15 protein-coding genes are annotated in these 17,391 nt (G+C 61.6%); 8 read left to right on the top strand and 7 right to left on the bottom strand.

Going from position 1 to position 17,391, the window contains the following annotated elements:
• Positions 1 to 2: 2 nt before the first annotated feature.
• The 5 genes from IE093_RS02570 to IE093_RS02550 all read right to left on the bottom strand — a co-directional run bounded on the left by IE093_RS02570 (position 3) and on the right by IE093_RS02550 (position 6,652).
• Complete coding sequence (locus tag IE093_RS02570; protein WP_189465938.1) at positions 3 to 761, bottom strand: DUF3307 domain-containing protein; 759 nt, start codon at positions 759 to 761, stop codon at positions 3 to 5.
• Positions 758 to 1,399, bottom strand: coding sequence for a sigma-70 family RNA polymerase sigma factor (locus tag IE093_RS02565; RefSeq protein WP_189465936.1), 642 nt, complete (start codon positions 1,397 to 1,399; stop codon positions 758 to 760). Before IE093_RS02565 ends, IE093_RS02570 begins: the two co-directional genes overlap by 4 nt.
• Positions 1,400 to 1,764: 365 nt before the next feature.
• Positions 1,765 to 3,120 carry a uracil-xanthine permease family protein gene (locus IE093_RS02560; protein ID WP_189465934.1) on the bottom strand — a complete coding sequence of 452 codons (1,356 nt, stop codon included), beginning with the start codon at positions 3,118 to 3,120 and terminating at the stop codon, positions 1,765 to 1,767.
• A gap of 73 nt (positions 3,121 to 3,193) precedes the next feature.
• On the bottom strand, positions 3,194 to 4,561 hold the full coding sequence (locus IE093_RS02555; RefSeq protein WP_189465932.1) for an 8-oxoguanine deaminase: 1,368 nt from the start codon (positions 4,559 to 4,561) through the stop codon (positions 3,194 to 3,196).
• Positions 4,562 to 4,873: 312 nt separating this feature from the next.
• Positions 4,874 to 6,652 (bottom strand): ABC transporter transmembrane domain-containing protein, encoded by a 1,779-nt coding sequence (locus IE093_RS02550; RefSeq protein ID WP_189466453.1) that lies wholly within the window; start codon positions 6,650 to 6,652, stop codon positions 4,874 to 4,876.
• 224 nt (positions 6,653 to 6,876) lie between these two features.
• Here IE093_RS02550 and IE093_RS02545 point away from each other — a divergent pair, with 224 nt between their 5' ends.
• The gene (locus tag IE093_RS02545; RefSeq protein WP_189465930.1) at positions 6,877 to 9,288 is read left to right on the top strand and encodes a Lon protease family protein; all 2,412 of its coding nucleotides are present in this window, start codon (positions 6,877 to 6,879) and stop codon (positions 9,286 to 9,288) included.
• Complete coding sequence (locus IE093_RS02540) at positions 9,278 to 10,063, top strand: universal stress protein (protein WP_189465927.1); 786 nt, start codon at positions 9,278 to 9,280, stop codon at positions 10,061 to 10,063. Before IE093_RS02545 ends, IE093_RS02540 begins: the two co-directional genes overlap by 11 nt.
• 28 nt (positions 10,064 to 10,091) lie before the next feature.
• Here the strand turns inward: IE093_RS02540 and IE093_RS02535 are convergent, their stop codons facing one another.
• Positions 10,092 to 11,663, bottom strand: a complete 1,572-nt coding sequence (locus IE093_RS02535; RefSeq protein ID WP_189465925.1) for a cation:proton antiporter family protein — start codon at positions 11,661 to 11,663, stop codon at positions 10,092 to 10,094.
• A 270-nt stretch (positions 11,664 to 11,933) separates the two neighbouring features.
• Here IE093_RS02535 and IE093_RS02530 point away from each other — a divergent pair, with 270 nt between their 5' ends.
• The 6 genes from IE093_RS02530 (at position 11,934) to IE093_RS02505 (ending at position 16,544) form a co-directional block, all read left to right on the top strand.
• Positions 11,934 to 12,908 (top strand): XdhC family protein, encoded by a 975-nt coding sequence (locus IE093_RS02530; protein ID WP_189465924.1) that lies wholly within the window; start codon positions 11,934 to 11,936, stop codon positions 12,906 to 12,908.
• Positions 12,898 to 13,497, top strand: coding sequence for a nucleotidyltransferase family protein (locus IE093_RS02525; protein WP_189465922.1), 600 nt, complete (start codon positions 12,898 to 12,900; stop codon positions 13,495 to 13,497). Before IE093_RS02530 ends, IE093_RS02525 begins: the two co-directional genes overlap by 11 nt.
• Positions 13,498 to 13,552: 55 nt before the next feature.
• A complete protein-coding gene (locus IE093_RS02520) occupies positions 13,553 to 13,966 on the top strand; it encodes a cupin domain-containing protein (RefSeq protein ID WP_229803195.1) in 414 nt (137 codons plus the stop codon).
• 103 nt (positions 13,967 to 14,069) lie between these two features.
• On the top strand, positions 14,070 to 14,438 hold the full coding sequence (locus tag IE093_RS02515; protein WP_189465920.1) for a hypothetical protein: 369 nt from the start codon (positions 14,070 to 14,072) through the stop codon (positions 14,436 to 14,438).
• 28 nt (positions 14,439 to 14,466) lie between these two features.
• Positions 14,467 to 15,021, top strand: coding sequence for a PH domain-containing protein (locus IE093_RS02510; RefSeq protein ID WP_189465916.1), 555 nt, complete (start codon positions 14,467 to 14,469; stop codon positions 15,019 to 15,021).
• 8 nt (positions 15,022 to 15,029) lie between these two features.
• Entirely contained in the window at positions 15,030 to 16,544 is a 1,515-nt protein-coding gene (locus tag IE093_RS02505; RefSeq protein ID WP_189465914.1) for a PH domain-containing protein, read from the top strand.
• Positions 16,545 to 16,569: 25 nt separating this feature from the next.
• Here the strand turns inward: IE093_RS02505 and IE093_RS02500 are convergent, their stop codons facing one another.
• Positions 16,570 to 17,343, bottom strand: a complete 774-nt coding sequence (locus tag IE093_RS02500) for an HpcH/HpaI aldolase family protein (RefSeq protein WP_189465912.1) — start codon at positions 17,341 to 17,343, stop codon at positions 16,570 to 16,572.
• Positions 17,344 to 17,391 lie beyond the last annotated feature (48 nt).

The following is a 17,391-nucleotide window of genomic DNA, read 5'->3' as shown; positions in this document are numbered from 1 at the left end:
TGTCAGCCCTCCAGCAAGAGCGTGCGGACCAACAAGCCCAGAACCATGGCGCTGGAAACGCTGAGCAGGGTACCCAGCAGTACGTATTCGGTGAGCTTGCGGTCCTGGGCCCCACGCAGCTCGCCGAAGCGCAATACCGATTTGGCCGCAAGCAGGAAGCCGATCGCGGTCATCTGGTCGAGCAACACCAGGGTCAGCACCAGGAAACGCTCCAGCATGCCGATGCGCGCTCCAGCGGCGGTCAGGGTCCCTGGGTTGGCGATATCGTCGCTCCAGCGACGCATGGCCAGGGCAATGGCAATCGATAGCGGCCGCGTTACCAGGAGATAGGCAACGGCCATTACCAGTACCGGGGGGGTGACCAGCCAGGTCCATATTCCGGCCAGGGGCTGCCAGCTTCCCAGCCAGGCTAGCCACAGCCCGACAAGGATCAGCAGATGCAGAGACTGGTCGAGAAGGAACCAGCGCAGCCGCTGAGGGGACAGGTAGGCCTTGCCCAGGTCGATCAGGGCATGACTGGTAGCGACCAGGACAGCGCCGGCCACGGCGAGGGGCAAGTTGCCTCGAGAGGGGGTCGCAAGAGAGGCGATCATCAGCACCGACAGGGTCAGCAGGCCATGGATAGATGCATGAAGGTACAGTTGGCGAGAGCGTTCCTTGAAGCGGTAGCGGGCTTCGACCCAGCGGCCCGGCTGGAGCAGGAAATCACCCACCAGGTGAGCCAGGATCAGGCCCGGTAGCAGAGAGAGTTCGACGTTCATGGAGTCTCTTCCTTGAGGCGCTGGTGCATATATGCCAGATACTCGGCCAGCAATGGCCAACGGGCGGCCCGCAGGCGCTTGTGCACGCTGGGCTGGCTGATGCCGAGCCGTTTGGCCAGTTCCTGCTGCGATTCATCATGGCATAGACTCAGGTAGACGACCTCGGCGGAGTAGCGCGACCAGCCGTCGATCAATTCATCGACGAAGCGGGTCAGCAGCGTCAGGCAGCCATTGTCGTCCTTACCGAGAATCTTCAGGGCGAGATGCCCTTGCCCGGCGCTCAGGGCGTCCAGGGCCTGTCCCGAGTGGACGAAAGGCTCACCACTGGCTTCCGCCACCCGCAAGTCGTCCTGCCAGTTATCCTTGCCCACTGCCACGGCGATACGGGCATCCCAGCGTTGCCGATCTTCCGAGTGCTGGATCAGGGCGGCGCGCAGCATCGCCACAGCGGTCAAGGCGTGCTCTGGTTGAGGCAGGGCGAGCTGGAAGCCATCTCCGCGGTAGCGTTCGCCGCGGCCACCGTAGCGTTCGGCCAATGCATGCAAGGCGGCATCGAGGATACCGAACAGGTGCTCTTGATCGCGGATCTTGCGTGATGCGATGACGTCACCGGTCAGCACGGCGATTTTCTGTGGCATGGCGTGATATCGAGTCGCTGGGATGGTCTTAGTATAGCCTCTTAGGGTTATTATTCAATTTTATAGCCATTGTGGCTTATAAAAAGCCAATATAGTGGTAATGGGCTATGGGGCGGTCTTGAGATATGGGTAGCCTTGAGCGATGACGATACTAGGGAAACACTGATTTATTGCTGCACTCGATATCCTGGCCGCCGGCGGTGCTCAGAATCCTCATTTAACACCGCGTAAACTCTGGTTCTTGCGCTCCGGCGGTGACCAGCCTCTCTTCGCTCGCGACATAAATCAGCGCTTCCCTAGACGAATACGGTCTCGCCCGTCGGACGACGGGCGAGACCGGTGATGGGAGTGTCGTTAATGCGGGGTCATTCGGTGGTTGCTGCCTTGGCCGCGGCGGCCTTCGCGCGTGCGTTGGGATCGGGAAGTATCAAGTTGAGCACGATCGCGCACAGAGCACCGGGAATCAAACCGGATTCCAGCATGGCTTGTACGTTGGACGAGAAGCCGGACAACAACCCTTCGTGAGCGGGGAGGCCGATCGCTACCGAGAGCGAGACCCCGATCACCACCATGTTGCGCTTGTCGAAGTGGATCTTGCTCAGCATCTTGATGCCGGCGCTGGTGATCATGCCAAACATGATCAGCACGGCACCGCCGAGCACCGCATTGGGGATGCTGGAAATCAGCGCGCCCAACTTGGGCAACAGGCCGGCCACCAGCAGGAAGGTGCCGCCGATGGCGACCACAAAGCGGCTGACCACGCCGGTAAGCGCCACCATGCCGACGTTCTGGCTGAAGCTGATCTGCGGAAAGGCGTTGAACACCGCCGCCAGCATGCTCGCCACGCCGTCGGCCATCACCCCGCCGGACAACTCGCGCGGGGTAGGCTCGCGGTTGAGCCCGCCGGCGGTGGTGCCAACGATATCGCCGATCGACTCGGCACAGGTCACCAGTGCCAGCAGCACCATCGGCAGGATGGCCGCCCAGTGGAATTCGATGCCGATGGCGAAGGGTTGCGGCATGGTCACCCAGCTTGCATCGGCGACCTTGGACATATCCACCATGCCGGTGATCAGGGCCACGATGAAGCCACCGACCAGCCCCATCAGTGGTGCCGCTTCAGACCAGAAGCCGCGTCCATACTGGTGGAATCCCAACGTGATGACGAACACCAGGGCTGCCAGCAGCAGGTGATGGGAACTGCCGAAATCGGGTACCCCGTAGCCACCGCCGGCGTAGGCGAAACCCACCGGCAGAAGCAGAATGCCGATCATGATCACGAACGTACCGGTGACCACCGGAGGGAACAGAAAGCGCACCCATGGCAGGAACAAGCCTACCAGACCCATGGCAAGCCCAGCGCATAGCGTCGCGCCAAGTGCCGCAGGCAGGCCCATGTTCACCGCGATGGGAATCAATATCGGCACGAAGCCGAAGCTCGTGCCCATGACGATGGGAAGTCGGGCGCCCACTGGACCCACGCCCAGTGATTGCACCAGCGTGGCGACGCCAGCCACGAACATGGCCGCCTGGATCAAGAAGATGGTCAGCTCGTCGGGCAGGTCCATCGCCCCGGCGATGATGATGGGCACGGTCACGTTACCCACGAACATCGCCAGTACGTGCTGTATGCCGAGCGGCACCGCCTTGGCGATGGGGGGCATGTCATTGACATCGGCACTGGCCGAATAACGGCGATACCAGGTCTTGTTATTGGACATCGTGGTCTCCTGTGTTGGAACAGCGGTCGGCAATTTTTCGTTGTTGTCTGCCGAGATGGGTCATGCTGGCGTGTCAGACGGCCCTCCATAGCCGCTGGGCAGCGGCATGATGGCGAGCCATCAGTGCTTCGAGGTCGAGGTTTCGTACCTCGGCGTCGATGACCCGCCACTGGCCGGCGATCATCACCCTGTCGGCGCGATGCGCACCGCAGAGTAGCAACGCGGCGACAGCGTTCTCGGCGCCGGAAAAGCGCGGCTCATCGAGTTTGAACAGGGCCAGGTCGGCTTGTTGGCCGGGTGCCAGGCCACCGATATCATCTCGGCCGAGGCAACGTGCCGAGCCTTGAGTGGCCCAGCGGATTATGTCGTCATGACCGACTTGGGCAGGAGAGTAACGCAAGCGGCCGAGCAGCATCGCCTGGCGCATCTCCTCGGCGAGATTGGAGTGATCGTTGGAGGCCGAGCCATCCACGGCCAGCCCCACTGGGGCGCCGGCGCGTTCGAGTTCCAACGTGCGGCATAGTCCCGAACCAAGCACCATGTTGGACGACGGGCAGTGGGCGATGCCGGTACCCGCTTCACCAAGGCGGCGGATTTCCTCATCGTTGAAATGGATGCCGTGGGCCAGCCAGGTGCGGTTGCCAAGCCAGCCGCATTCGGCCAGGTAATCGAGGGGGCGCAGGCCGAACAGGCGCTGACAATAATGAGTTTCGTCCTCGGTCTCGGCAAGATGCGTGTGCAAGCGCACATCTTCGGCCTCGGCGAGCTCGGCGGTGGCCTTCATCAGCTCGCGACTAACGGAAAACGGTGAGCAGGGGGCCAGTGCCACGGTGATCATCGCACCTTCCCCGCGTTGGTGGTAACGGGAGATCAGACGCCGGCTGTCGTCGAGGATGGTGGTTTCTTCCTGCACCACGTGCTGAGGCGGCAGCCCTCCGTCGTCACGTCCCACGCTCATCGAGCCACGAGTCAGGGCGGCGCGCACGCCAAGTCGCTGAGCGGTTTCCACCTGTCGGTCGATGGCCTCCACGAGCGAGCCGGAAAACACGTAATGGTGGTCGGCCACGGTGGTGCAGCCGGACAGCAGCAGTTCGGCCATCGCCAATTCACTAGCCACGGCGAGCTGCTCTTCATCGAGATTCGCCCAGACGTCGTACAGCGTGGTTAGCCAGGGGAAGAGTTCCTTGTTCAGTGCCGGTGTATAGGCGCGAGTCAGGGTCTGATAGAAGTGGTGATGGGTATTGACCAACCCCGGCAACAGGACATGCCGAGAAGCATCAAAGCTCTGGCCGATCGGCTCGCTTGGGGTACAGCCAGCAGCCACGCGTTCTACGATGCGTGTACCTTGTACCACCACTCCGCCAGCGGCGGCGGGGTCGGTACAGGCCAGTGGATGGCGGATCCACAGGCGAGTGTTGTGGGATTGGTATGCATGCGACATCTCGAGGCTCCTGTTGCTGAGGCACCCATCGCCAGAGGCGAAGGGTTACCCACGCACACGCGTGGTTCAGGTGCCTTCCTATGGAGACACTGAATATCAGCGCTCCCTTATCCGAACCCAGGATGGGTGTCGACGATTTTGTATTCAAAATGTACTCAATATGAGTACTGAAATGTGTACCTTGATGTTTCCATTGTCAAGGACGAGCACGGCCGGACCATTCAACCTTTGGTAGTGACAATGGACGTATGAGGCGTGCCGGTGCGCGATGCACCGGGTATGGTCTGCCGAGGATGCAGGGCTGCTGATTCGTCACAGGCCAGCGTCGGCGGGGGCGAATTGCAGGTTGGCGAGTTGCCGATACAGGGCATTGGATTCCAGCAGCTCCGTGTGGGTGCCGGAAGCCACCAGGAATCCCCGATCGAGGACCAGCAGGCGGTCGGCGGCGACGACCGTGGCCAAGCGGTGGGCGATGACCAGGCTGGTGCGTCCATGCATCAAGCGATCCAGCGCCTCCTGGACAATGCGTTCGCTCTCGGCATCCAGCGCGCTGGTGGCTTCGTCGAGCAGGAGGACGCGTGGGTCGCGCAGCAGCGCCCGAGCAATTGCCAGGCGTTGGCGTTGGCCGCCGGAAAGTTGCACGCCTCCCGGGCCAAGAGGGGTGTCGAACCCTCGCGGTAAGGCCTCGATGAAATCCAGTGCATTGGCATCCTGGGCCGCGGCTCGCACTTCCTCGTCGCTGGCTGAGGAGCAGCCATAACGGATGTTGTCTGCAGCCGAGCCGGTAAACAGGACCGGCTCCTGGGCGACCATTCCCATGACCCGACGTAGAGCCCGAGGGTCGAATTCACGAAGATCGATGCCGTCGAGCGTCACCCGACCGGCATCCGGATCGTGAAATCGCAGCAATAACTGTAACAAGGTGCTCTTGCCGGCGCCGGACGGACCGACCAGCGCGACGCGTTCACCGGGCTCGATTTTCAGGTTCAGCGCTTGCAGGGCGGGAGTTTGTGGACGGCTGGGGTAGGCAAAGCGCACGTCCTCGAAGGCGATCGCACCTCGTACGAAAGCAGGCAAGTCGTGCGGCATGGCAGGGGCTCGTATCCGCGGGCGAGCGTCGAGTAGTTCCAGCAGCCGCTCAGTGGCGCCTGCGGCGCGCTGCACGTCACCGGCCACTTCGGCCAGGGAGGCCACCGCGCCGGCGGCCAGCACGGCGTAGAAGACGAAGGCCGAAAGCTCGCCGGCGCTCATGTGCCCGGCAAGCACCGCATGTCCTCCTTGCCACAGCATCAGGCCAACGGCGGCGAATACCACCAGCATGGCGATACCGGTCAGCCAGGCGCGTTGGCGGGTACGCTGGATGGCGGCCTCGAAGGCTTCCTCCACACGCTGCCCATAGTCATGGCGGTCGACATCCTCGTGTCCGAAAGCTTGCAGGGTACGGATTCCCGAAAGCGCTTCACCGGCATAGCGGCCCAGTTCAGCGACGCGATCCTGGCTATGCCGGGATAGTCGCCGGACTCGTCGGCCATACCACAGAATCGGCAGCACCGTGGCGGGAATCCCCAGCAATACCATGGCCGATAGCCAGGGCTGGGTGACCACCATCAGGACCACGGCACCGATCAGCATCAGCAGGTTTCGCAGTGCCACCGACAGCGACGAGCCGAACAGGGTCTGCAGCACACTGGTATCGGCGGTCAGCCGTGACTGGATCTCGCCGGCGCCCCCTTTTGCCTCGTCATCGCTTTCGAAGTAGCCGGGCTCCAGCGTCAGCAGGTGGTCGAAGACTTGGCGGCGCAGGTCGCCGGCCAGGCGCTCGCCAATCCAGGTCACCAGGTAGTGACGCAGCGCCGAGGCCAGCGCCAGCACGGCCACGACCACTAGCATGCCGACCAACGCCTGGTTGAGACGTGCGGCATTCTCGGCCATGAAGCCCTGATCGATCACCAAGCGCAGGCCTTGGCCCATCAGCAAGACGCTGCCTGATGCCACCAGCAGGGCAGTGCCAGCCAGTACCAGCCGCAGTCGATAGGGGCGCAGCAACCCCACTAGACGCAGTAGAATCCTTGGATCGGGACGTGGAGTCATTGCGACCTCGGCCATGAAGCGGGTCCATTGCCATGGACATTACCAGCACCACTGCGTGAATGCATTCCGCCGTGCTACCAGGGAAAGATGCTCTCGGCGGCCTCCCCTCGCACTTGGGCGTGAACCAGTCGACCTCGGGGTCAAGGGCACTACTGCCCTGATTCAGGTCAAGCACGTTGACGCTGCGTCTTCCATAATGGGGATGTCGGAAGAGGAGGCTCGGCATGGTGAAGCCGCTTGGGATCGCGCAGGTATACCGGGAATGCCCGGACGATACCTTTTCCTTCACAATGACCAGCGAATTGGAACCACTGGAGTTGCTGACGGGGCATACCCGCGCGCGCGATGCACTGAGCTTCGGCACCGCGATCCGCAGTGACGGCTTCAACCTCTTTGTTCTGGGGCCGCCGGACCATGACAAGCATGCCTTGGTAGGGCGTTTCCTGGCCGAGCAGGCCCGAAGCTCGCCCCCGCCGCCGGACGGTTGCTACCTGTTCAATTTCGAGGATCCCTCCACGCCGCGTTATCTGACCCTACCTCCCGGCAAAGGCTGGCAGTTGCGCGTGGATATCGAGCAACTGGTAGAAGAATTGCGCAGTACCATCCCGTCGGTGTTCGATAGCGATGAATACCAGAACCGCCTGCATGAGCTGAAGCAAGCGATGAGCGAGCGCCAGCGTGACGCGATCGACGCAGTGCGTCGCGAGGCCCGCGAACATGACATCCTGTTGCTGTCGACGGCCAACGGTTTCACTTTCGTTCCCGCCGAGGGCGACGGCATGATGGCGCCGGAAACCTTCGAGAAACTCGCCAAGGACGATCGCGAGCGTATCGAGGGAACGGTGACCATCCTGCAGCGCAAGCTGCAGCAGGCGATACGTCAGATGCCGCAATTGGCCAAGGAGTTGCGCCAGCAGACTCAGCGCCTCAATGAGGAGATGTTGCAGGCCGCCATCGATGGGCCTCTCGAAGAACTTGAGGGCCGCTATGCCGACTTTCCTGGGGTGCTGACCCATCTCGAGGCAATTCGCGAGGCCGTCCTGCAACATGTGGACGCCTTTCTGGAGAGTCACTCCGAGATGTCACCCGAGGCCGTGTTCAGCCGCTTTCAGGTCAACTTGCTGGTCGATAATGCCGGGTGCGACGGGGCTCCGGTGGTCTATCAGGACTTACCCACCCACCAGCATCTGGTCGGGCGTATCGAGCACCACGTGCATAACGGTACCCTGCTCACCGATTTCTCGTTGATTCGTGCCGGGGCGTTGCATCGAGCCAATGGTGGTTACCTGGTACTGGACGCGCGTGGTCTTCTACGGCAGCCAGGTGCCTGGGAAACCCTCAAGCGGGTGCTGCGTGCCGGAGAGATCCGCACCGAATCCCTTGAACAGGCCTATGGGCTGATCAGCACCGTGACACTCGAACCCGAGCCGGTGCCATTGGATGTCAAGGTGGTGCTGCTTGGTGAGCGCCTGCTCTATTACATGCTTTGTGAGCAGGATCCGGAGTTTCTCGAGTTGTTCAAGGTACAAGTCGATCTCGAGGATTCCTTGCCGCGTGATGCCGATGGCCAGATGCTGTATGCCCGGGTGTTGGCGACGTTGGTGCGGGAAGCCAGCTTGCGTCCGCTGGATCCTTCCGGTGTGGGTGCCATGATCGAGCGCGCTAGTCGGCTGGTCGAAGATCAACGCAAACTGACAGCTCATCATCGTGTCTTGCTCGACCTGTTGCTGGAGGCCGATCACTGGGCAGGCGAGGGGGATGCGGCAACGATTGGTCGTGCCCATGTGGAGAAGGCGGTAGCACAACAGTTGTGGCGGGCCGGTCGCATGCGTGAACGCAGCCATGAGCTGATCCAGCGTGGCACGGTGATGATTGCTACCCATGGCGAGGCGATCGGCCAGGTCAACGGGTTGTCCGTATTGCAGCTTGGCCAATATGCCTTCGGGCAGCCTAACCGGATTACCGCCACAGCCCGCCCGGGAGCGGGACAAGTGGTGGACATCGAGCGCGAGGCACGTTTGGGTGGACGGGTCCATTCCAAGGCGGTGATGATCCTGTCGCGTTTCCTAGCCAGCCGCTATGCCGGTGAAATGCCATTGTCCTTGTCGGCCAGCCTGGCATTCGAGCAGTCCTACGCTGGTATCGAGGGTGACAGTGCCTCGGTGGCCGAGGTATGCGCACTGATCTCCGCCATCGTGCGAGTACCGCTCAAACAGTCGCTGGCGGTGACGGGGTCAATCAATCAGCATGGCGAAGTCCAGGCGGTGAGTGGCGTCAACGAGAAAGTCGAAGGGTTCTTCCAGGTCTGTCGTGACAGGGGAGAGCTAGATGGACAGGGGGTGTTGTTGCCGGCGGCCAATGTCGAGCACCTTATGCTCGGCCCTGATATTCGTGACGCCATCGCCCAAGATCGCTTCCATGTCTATGTCATCTCCCATGTGGACGAAGCGCTCGAATTGCTCACGGAGTGTGAGCCGGGGCAGATGGAAGCGAATGGCCGCTACTCCGAGGGCAGCCTGAATGCCAAGGTGGTGGCACGACTCGAACATTTCCGGCAACGGATCAAGAAGGTGAGCTCAGCGTCCGAAACGCCGAAGTCAAACCAACACGAGGAGGGTAACGGAAATGATGCATGACGCCACCTCCCTCCCCGATGACGCCCCCAATAGCGGGGGTGCCGCTCGGCATCATGTGCAAGCCCGGGTGTTGGTCCTGTTGGATGCCTCGCGACATAGCTTGGCTGCACTATCGGTTGCCGTGGATCTGGCATGTCGTCGGCATGCCGAGCTGGTGGCGCTGTTCGTCGAGGATCATGACTTGTTGCGCAGCACGGACTTTCCGTTCGCATGCGAAGTGGGTATGGCTTCCGGAATGGCCAGACCGCTGTCGTTGTCGATGCTCGAGACTCACCTGATACGACAACGCGAGAACGTACGACAGGCCTTGAGTGAGATGGTGGCAGGGCGCGAGGTCCGTCACTCGCTGAAGGTTAGCCGTGGTCGGGTCGTGACAGAAGCCCTGGCGCTGGCCACCCGCTCCGATGTGCTGGTGCTGGGCAAGGCCGGAGTTTCCGCCCAGTGGGGTGGGCGCCTGGGCTCCACCAGCCGTGCACTGGTGCTGCAGGCGCCCTGTACGGTTTTGCTGTGGAACGAGACACGTCCCATGGAACGGGGCCCGCTATTGGCGATAGGCGAGTCGTCTGCTCCCGCGGGTAACGACTGGCTGGTCGACAACCCTTTGTTCGATACCGTGGAACGACTCCCCGAAGTCGGCGTATCGGCGCTCGAGCGACGCCTGGCCATGTCGCCGTGCGGTGCCTTGCTGTTGTCTCGTACTCAGCTCGCGCATTTGGTCGACGAGGACCCGGAGTTGTTGGCCCGCTTGCCGCTTCCACTCGTGGTGGTACCTTGAGGTCTTATCGTTACTGCGCCAACGCATGTCACGGCTTGGTGCCACCCTCCTTGGAGTCGGGGTGAAAGGCTTGCCACGTCTTTTCCGCCAGGCCAATCCCGGCCCCGGTCATGGTCAGATACGTTTCGTCCGCACCCGCTTCGAGGAGCCTTTCCGACTCGTCGTCGAACATGGTCTGGGCGACAATGGGGCCTGTGAAACCATGCTTTCTGAGCTGGCGAGCCGCAATGAGTTTTCCTTCGATCTCCGGCAAGGTGAGGATCACAGCCTTGATTCTGGATAGATCCACACTGTTCCAGAAGCCGATATCCTCGGCATCCGCATATACTACGTGGCGACCTTCCGACTGGTGTCGTGCCACCTTGCTGGGGTCGGCATCCAGGCCGATCACCTGTAGGTGATGTTCGGCCAGGAAGTTGAATGCAGCCGTTCCGGTGCGGCCCATGCCCATGATCAAATAATCGGCGTGATCCAGTGAAGCCGGCTGCTCGTCAGGATGATGAGTCCGCTTTTCGAAACGGACGAGGAATGTCTCGAAACGGTCGAACAAGGGATGGGAGAGACGATTCAATGGCGCGGCGACGATGAACGACACGGCGACGGTGATCGCCAGGGGAACGAGCCATTCGCTCAGTACGCCCGAGGCCACGATGAGGCCGAATTCACTGTAGCAGGTCAGGCTTAGTGCTCCCAGGAAGGCATTGCGTGCCCGTAGCCGGAAAAGGGTCAGCAGAAAGAAGAAAAGCAGCCCCTTGAGCGGCAGAATGACGCCTAAGGTCAATGCGAAGATCAATGCATCGGTATCGGGAAGTCCAGTCATGCCGATCTGCAGGAAGAAGCCGATCAACAGGATCTCCTTCAGTCCCCACAGCGACTTGGACAATTCCTGTGCCCGAGGATGGTCGGACAGCAGCAGGCCCATGAGCAGTGCCCCCAGTTCCGGACTGAGTCCCACCAGCTCGAAGCCCATGCCGCCTATAGCCACGGCAAGTACCACTCCCATCAGCACCAGTAGCTCTTCGTGTCCAGCCACGTCCATCAAGCGGTTAAGGGCAGGTTTGAGGAAGGGGAGCCCGAATATCAGCATCGCCCACCAGGAGGGTGAGTGGTCCCCGGCGATGCTTAGCACGGCCAGGGCGACCACGTCCTGGACGATCAGAATGCCGATCGCCACCCGGCCGTGAAAGGCGCGGAGCTCGCGCTTGGATTCCAGCACCTTGGCGGCCAGTACGGTGCTGGAGAATGATAGGGCGATGGCCAGCATCACCGCGGTCTGGCGCTCCAGTTCCAGAAAGAAGATCAGGCCCAAGGAGAAGACCGCCACCGTGAACACGAAGTGCAGCAGCGCCCCACCGAGCACCACGGGTTCGACGAGGTTTCGAAGCTTGAGCTTGAGCCCGACGGTGAACAGCAGCAGCAGGATACCGAGGTGCGCAACGTGATTCAGCACATAGCCCGCTTCGCTGGGCAGACCCATGGCCGGGCCATAGGCATTTAGCGCGAAACCCGCCACCAGGAAGCCAACCAGTGGAGGCAGGCCGAGTTGGCGAACCAGTACACCGAAGACGAAGGCGAACGAGAGCGAGACAACTTCAATCAAGATGACGTTCCTGGTGTCAGGGGGGAATGGCCGACGTAGTGTACGTTACGACGCATGGGAAGCTGTAGCCTCACGGTGCGGCGCCAAGACATCGGTCGTCGTGGTGCACAGCGAGATCACCTTGGACGAGGGCGTTGTGCAGCAGTCCAATTTCCATGATGATCAGGTGGTGTGTATCAATGAGAGGCCGGCGGTGGCCAATGCGCTTTTCGACGCCACTGGCCAGCGTATTCGGCGTATGCCGATCGGTAACCGACTGACGAGTTGAACATGCAGCATCTGGATTTGCAGGTCATTGAGCAAGCACTGGACTGGGCACGCGATGGAGAGACGCTGTGGCTATGCACAGTGTTGGCCACTTTCGGCTCTTCGCCACGCGAGCCCGGTTCGCTGCTAGTGGCTCGTCGCGACGGCCGGCATGTCGGCTCTCTGTCCGGCGGCTGTGTCGAGGAGGATTTCCTGGCCCGGCTGCGCGATGGGGAGTTCGACACCGACATCACCACCCTGCGTTATGGTGACGCATCGCAGGGACCCCGGATCGAACTGCCCTGTGGCGGCATTCTCGAGGTGCTGATCGAGCGGCTGGCTCCCGAACCGGCGAATTTGGTACACCTCGAGGTATTGCACGCAACCCTGCTGGGGCAGCGCCCACTGGTGAGACGCATCGAGCTGGATACTGGCCGAGTGCGTTTCGTCGAGGATAGCGGCCTAGGGCCAAGAGTGGAGTGTGAAGCCGACAGCCAGGCGGTGCGGGTGCGTATCGGCCCGGCGGCGCGGCTGATCATTGCAGGTATCTCGCCGGTATCGGCGGCCTGTGCCGAATTCGCTCGTACCCTGGGTTTCGAGGTTATTGTCTGTGATCCTCGAGAGGAGGAGCGCAGGGGCTTCGAGGTGCCGGGCATCGAGATGCAGTCGGTACTGCCTTCGACCTTCATCGCCTCGGGAGCTTGCCATGCCACCACTGCGGTGGTGGCCTTGACCCATGATCCGCGTATCGATGACTTGGCGATGATCGAGGCAGTGCGTACCCCTGCGTTCTATATCGGTGTGATGGGCTCGCGCAAGACCTCCGAGGCGCGCGCCGAGCGCCTGTGCCGTTCAGGGGGACTGAGCGACGACGACATCGCACGCATCCGAATGCCGATTGGGCTGGCACTCGGCAGCAAGACCCCGGCCGAGATTGCCCTGGCGGTAGTGGCGGACATCGTGCGCGTCCAGCGAGGCAGAGCGCGAAATGAGCTCTAGGTCAGGTACGGCACGTGTCGTAGCCTTGGTCATGGCTGCCGGACGCTCACAGCGCTTTGGCGATGCCGACAAACGCCTGGCCGTGTTGCCCGATGGCCGCACCTTGCTGGCCGCCACGATGGAACGTGCCGCCGAGGTTTTCCCTTTGGTGCGTGTCGTGCTGCGCGAGGACGATGATCGCCAGGCTCTCGGAGTGCCCGAGAAGGGGCAGGTGATTCGCGCCCCGCATGGCGGGGCCGGACTGGGTGCGAGCCTTGCCGATGCTTTCGTTGCGTTGGCGCGGGATACGCACCTGGCAAACTGTGAAGCGGCAGCGATAGTGCTGGCCGACATGCCCTTTATCCAGGTTGCGACACTGAGGACTTTGTTGTGCGACGCCGATCCATCACGGATCGTGCGTCCCCGCCATGGCGGACGTCCCGGCCACCCGGTGCTCTTTGGCCGAGATTTCTGGCTCGAGTTGACGAAACTCGACGGTGACGAAGGCGGACGTGCGATTATTCGCCAGCACATGGCGCAATGCCGGGAAATCGACGTCGACGACCCTGGTATTCACGCCGATATCGACCTACCCGAAGATATTGCATAGTGCGTCGTTCATGACTTAGCGGGCCATCGCGGCTCGCAACTTCTTGGCCAGATGCGTGGCCTCCACCGCGCTGGTGACGTTGGTGAATCCCGGTTTGACCCTGCTGGATCAGGCAATCAATGCAGCGAAATCCACGATGAAAACGGCGACGGCTATGAAGAACCTGTTCGAGTCAATTCTGGAAGATCTCGACAATGAGGTGTTCGAGGACATTGTCAGCAGCGAAAGCGTCAAGGTCGAGCGGATCGTGTCCAAGGGGCATCGCTCACCGGCTTCCGGTTGGTATGACCAGGAGCGACATGAGTGGGTCGTGGTTCTGAAAGGAAAGGCTGTCCTTGCTTTCGAGTACGAAGAGGACCTGGTGCTCAGGCCCGGTGATCATGTCGATATTCCCGCCCACAAGAAACACCGGGTCAAATGGACGGATCCGAACCAGGAGACCATATGGTTGGCCGTTCATTATCGGTGAGCCAGGGCAGCCATTACGGAAATGGCGTCATCGAACGGAAAATACGATCATGATCAGTACGTCCTGAAGGACGGGAGGTGGCAACCGGGAGGAATGCGACTCGATGAGCGCTGGTCAAGGGTATCCCATGCATGTGATCAAGGGCGCGGTCGTCGGTTGTTACCTGCTGGTACTGATGGCATGCAGCAGCGATGACCGTGTCTCTCCGGTACCCTTGCCGGTTCTGGCGTCGCAGCCCGCTGCCTACGATGGCGACAGAGTGTCGACACAGGGAGTGGTGCGCCACTTCGAGGATCCGCTGCATTATTGGATCGAGGATGAAGATCTCCACCGGGTGGAGATCTTCCCGCATGACGTGATCGCACCTCATCTGGGGCGCGAAGTGAGGGTAGTTGGCCGCTTCCGTTTTTCGACGACCGAAGGGCGCAGACTAGAACTGGAAAGTGTGGAAGCGCTATCGGACGATGGATAAACGACCGCCGAGATGATGAGGAGTGAGCGTGACGTTTTCGAATTCGTCGGTCGAACCAGACACGCTGCCCGCCGTGGAGGAGGCCCGCCTGACATCCGTGTCCCCCCGCCTGGCGCCCTGCGTGGCGTTGCAGCAAATGTGGCGCTGGCTGCTACTGACAACACTGGCGTTGTTGTTCCCGGTGACCAACGCGACGCTTGCGGTGTGGCAACCGTGGTTCGCGGCCGGTGTCGGTGGGTTGGGTGCGATGATGATCGTTGCGGGATGGCTTGAAGCGAAACGACGTGCCTATGGGGTGCGCGAGCACGACGTCATCTATCACCGTGGCCTGCTGATACACCGCACCCAGGTACTGCCTTTGGTACGCCTGCAGCACGTCGAGACCCTGAGCTCCCCGATCGAGCGTGCCTTCGGTCTGGTGCGACTAGCCTGTTTCACCGCCGGCGGGCGGGGAGCCGATCTGTTGCTGGAAGGCTTGCCAGCGCGACGGGCGGAAGCGGTCAAACACTATTTGCTGTCGCGGCTGGACAGCGATGGCGATGGTCAGCCTCCTCCATCTCCGCCTCCTTCGGCATCAGGATAAGGGGCGACATGAAACATCAGCATGCTTCCCCGTCGCTGGAACATTGGCAGCGACTCTCTCCCTGGGCGGTTGGCCTGCTGCTGGTGACAAGCGCGATCTCGATAGTGAGACAACACTTGCCGCTGGTATTCGGGGCGGGAGCCGGCCTGGTTTTCATCGAGCGTATCGGGCTGTACGAAGCATTGCTGGGCGGTGTGTCGTTGCTATTGGCCGCGATACTCCTCAGCCTGCAGTATTATCGCCGTTTTCGTTTTCGACTGGATGGTGACGTGCTGGTGATCCAGAAGGGGTTGTTCGAGCATCGTGAATTCAAGGTGGCGGCCCGGCATGTCCAGCATATCGCCATTCATCAGCCGGTCTACATGCGTCTCTTCGGCGTCGTGCAATGGCAGGTCGAGACGCTGGCTGGGGAGGCCTCACGAATCGAGTTGCCGGGTATTAGCCGCGACCTGGCGGAGGCACTTGGCCAACGGCTGGGCAGTTCGGCTCCGCGAGACCCCAAAGCGAGCGAATGGCATGAATCGTCCGCAAAGGGTGGGCAGATACGTTTTACCATCACGCCTTGGGCCTTGACGCTGCATGGGCTGACCAGCCGCTCCATCTATGTGATCGCGGCAATGCTATCACCGCTGATCCGGCCGGTGGAACGCTGGGCACATGAGCATTTTCCCGGGTCCGGCGCCCGGGAATGGCTCATCGATTCGCCGTTCATGACTCTGGGGCTGACGGTCGTGGCGCTGGTGGCAATACTGGCGACCCTAGCGGTGTTCGCGTCCTGGTGGCGCTTCCATGGTTATGAGTTGCGCGACGACGGCGAGCGCCATGTGCAGGTCAGTGGTCTGCTGCAGCGTCAGGAACAGGCGCTGTCGTTACGTAGACTACAGGTCGTGGAGTGGGCCCAGACGGGATTGGGGCGTGTGCTCGGGCGAGGCTACCTGGTGTGTCGCCAGTTCGGGGCGCCGGGTGGTGGCGAGGCCGAAGAAGGGCGTCGATTTCTGGTGCCCGGGCTGACCCGAGCGCAAGGCGGGGACTTGATCCGCACCCTGTGGCCGGGGATATCGATGTCCAACGCCTTGTCAGGCGTTTCCGTGATCTACCGTCGAGTGCTTATGCTCCGAATATCGCTAGCGCTGGTCGCTGGACTGGTAGGACTGTCCTGGCTCGCGGGCGAAGGTTGGCCATCGCCGCCAGCGTGGGGCTGGGGAGTGCTGGCGGTGATCCTGCTACTCGTGGTGTGGATCTTGGCCTACCTGCGCTGGAAAGCGCTGGGGTGGTCGCGAGAAGGTCGCTACATGCGAGTGCGACAGGGGTTGTGGGGCCATCGCACCAGCATCTTTCCTCTGCATAACGTCATCTCGGTCAGCATCCAGCAAAGCTGGTTACAGCGCCGGCGCGGCCTGGCGACCCTGCACCTGTTTCTGGCCAATGGCCGACTGACCTTGCCATTTCTCGACAAAAGGGTAGCGGTGGAATTGGCCGACCGCCTCTTGGCCAGCGTGGAAGCGCCACTGTCAGTGGAGTGACGATTCGGCACGGTTCGAAGCGCTATCAACGACCAGGGTTACGAAGTCGCCGCATTGTCTCGGATGCTGCTTGGTGCAGCAGCATCACATCGACACCGACGGCAATGAACTGGCAGCCCAGCGATTGATAATGACGGGCATCGGCCTCGTCGGTGGCGAGGATGCCGACGGCCTTGCCTGCCGCATGGGTCGACTGGATGACGTGGGTGATCCTTTCCCGTACGTCCGGGTGGCCGGGGTTGCCGGGATGGCCGAGCCCGGCAGACAGGTCATAGGGGCCGATGAAAATGGCGTCGACGCCTTCCACCGCAGCGATGGCTTCGACATTTTCCACCGCAGCCCGGGATTCCACCTGCACGACGAGACATAGCTCCTCATGAGCCCGGCTCAGATAATTTTCCACGCTGCCCCAGCGCGAGGCCCGGATCAGGCCGCCCCCGATGCCACGACCACCCCGCGGCGGATAGTGCATGGCATGTACCAGTGCTTCTGCCTGGGCGGCACTATCCACCATCGGCACCATCAGCGTCTGGGCACCGATATCCAGTACCTGCTTGATCGATGAGGGGTTATGATCGACCAGGCGTACCACCGCTGCGGTATCGTAGGCAGCGACGGCTTGAAGCTGGGCGAGCAGCGAGGGGAGAGTATTCGGCGCATGCTCGCCGTCGATCAACAGCCAGTCGAAACCGGTAGTGGCGAGCACTTCCGTGGCATAGGGGGTACCGAAGCCGGCCCAGCAGCCATATTGGGTGCCTGTCTTAAGGCCGGCCTTGAAACGGTTGCGGGGAAGATGCATGGCAGTCCCTCGAGTCGGTGGCTATTGCAAGCCAGGGTAGCAGGTGTT

This window comes from Litchfieldella qijiaojingensis (assembly GCF_014651875.1).
GTDB lineage: Bacteria > Pseudomonadota > Gammaproteobacteria > Pseudomonadales > Halomonadaceae > Litchfieldella > Litchfieldella qijiaojingensis.
Note: the sequence above shows the minus strand (reverse complement) of the source record. Positions and strands in the feature narration are given on the sequence as shown.

Bases quoted from the DNA above. Each gene is read 5' to 3' on its own strand.
- IE093_RS02570 (WP_189465938.1), bottom strand. From the start codon at position 761: ATGAACGTCGAACTCTCTCTGCTACCGGGCCTGATCCTGGCTCACCTG.
- IE093_RS02525 (WP_189465922.1), top strand. From the start codon at position 12,898: ATGAGCTCTAGGTCAGGTACGGCACGTGTCGTAGCCTTGGTCATGGCT.
- IE093_RS02505 (WP_189465914.1), top strand. From the start codon at position 15,030: ATGAAACATCAGCATGCTTCCCCGTCGCTGGAACATTGGCAGCGACTC.
- IE093_RS02560 (WP_189465934.1), bottom strand. From the start codon at position 3,120: ATGTCCAATAACAAGACCTGGTATCGCCGTTATTCGGCCAGTGCCGAT.
- IE093_RS02530 (WP_189465924.1), top strand. From the start codon at position 11,934: ATGCAGCATCTGGATTTGCAGGTCATTGAGCAAGCACTGGACTGGGCA.
- IE093_RS02515 (WP_189465920.1), top strand. From the start codon at position 14,070: ATGAGCGCTGGTCAAGGGTATCCCATGCATGTGATCAAGGGCGCGGTC.
- IE093_RS02565 (WP_189465936.1), bottom strand. From the start codon at position 1,399: ATGCCACAGAAAATCGCCGTGCTGACCGGTGACGTCATCGCATCACGC.
- IE093_RS02500 (WP_189465912.1), bottom strand. From the start codon at position 17,343: ATGCATCTTCCCCGCAACCGTTTCAAGGCCGGCCTTAAGACAGGCACC.
- IE093_RS02540 (WP_189465927.1), top strand. From the start codon at position 9,278: ATGATGCATGACGCCACCTCCCTCCCCGATGACGCCCCCAATAGCGGG.
- IE093_RS02545 (WP_189465930.1), top strand. From the start codon at position 6,877: ATGGTGAAGCCGCTTGGGATCGCGCAGGTATACCGGGAATGCCCGGAC.
- IE093_RS02555 (WP_189465932.1), bottom strand. From the start codon at position 4,561: ATGTCGCATGCATACCAATCCCACAACACTCGCCTGTGGATCCGCCAT.
- IE093_RS02550 (WP_189466453.1), bottom strand. From the start codon at position 6,652: ATGACTCCACGTCCCGATCCAAGGATTCTACTGCGTCTAGTGGGGTTG.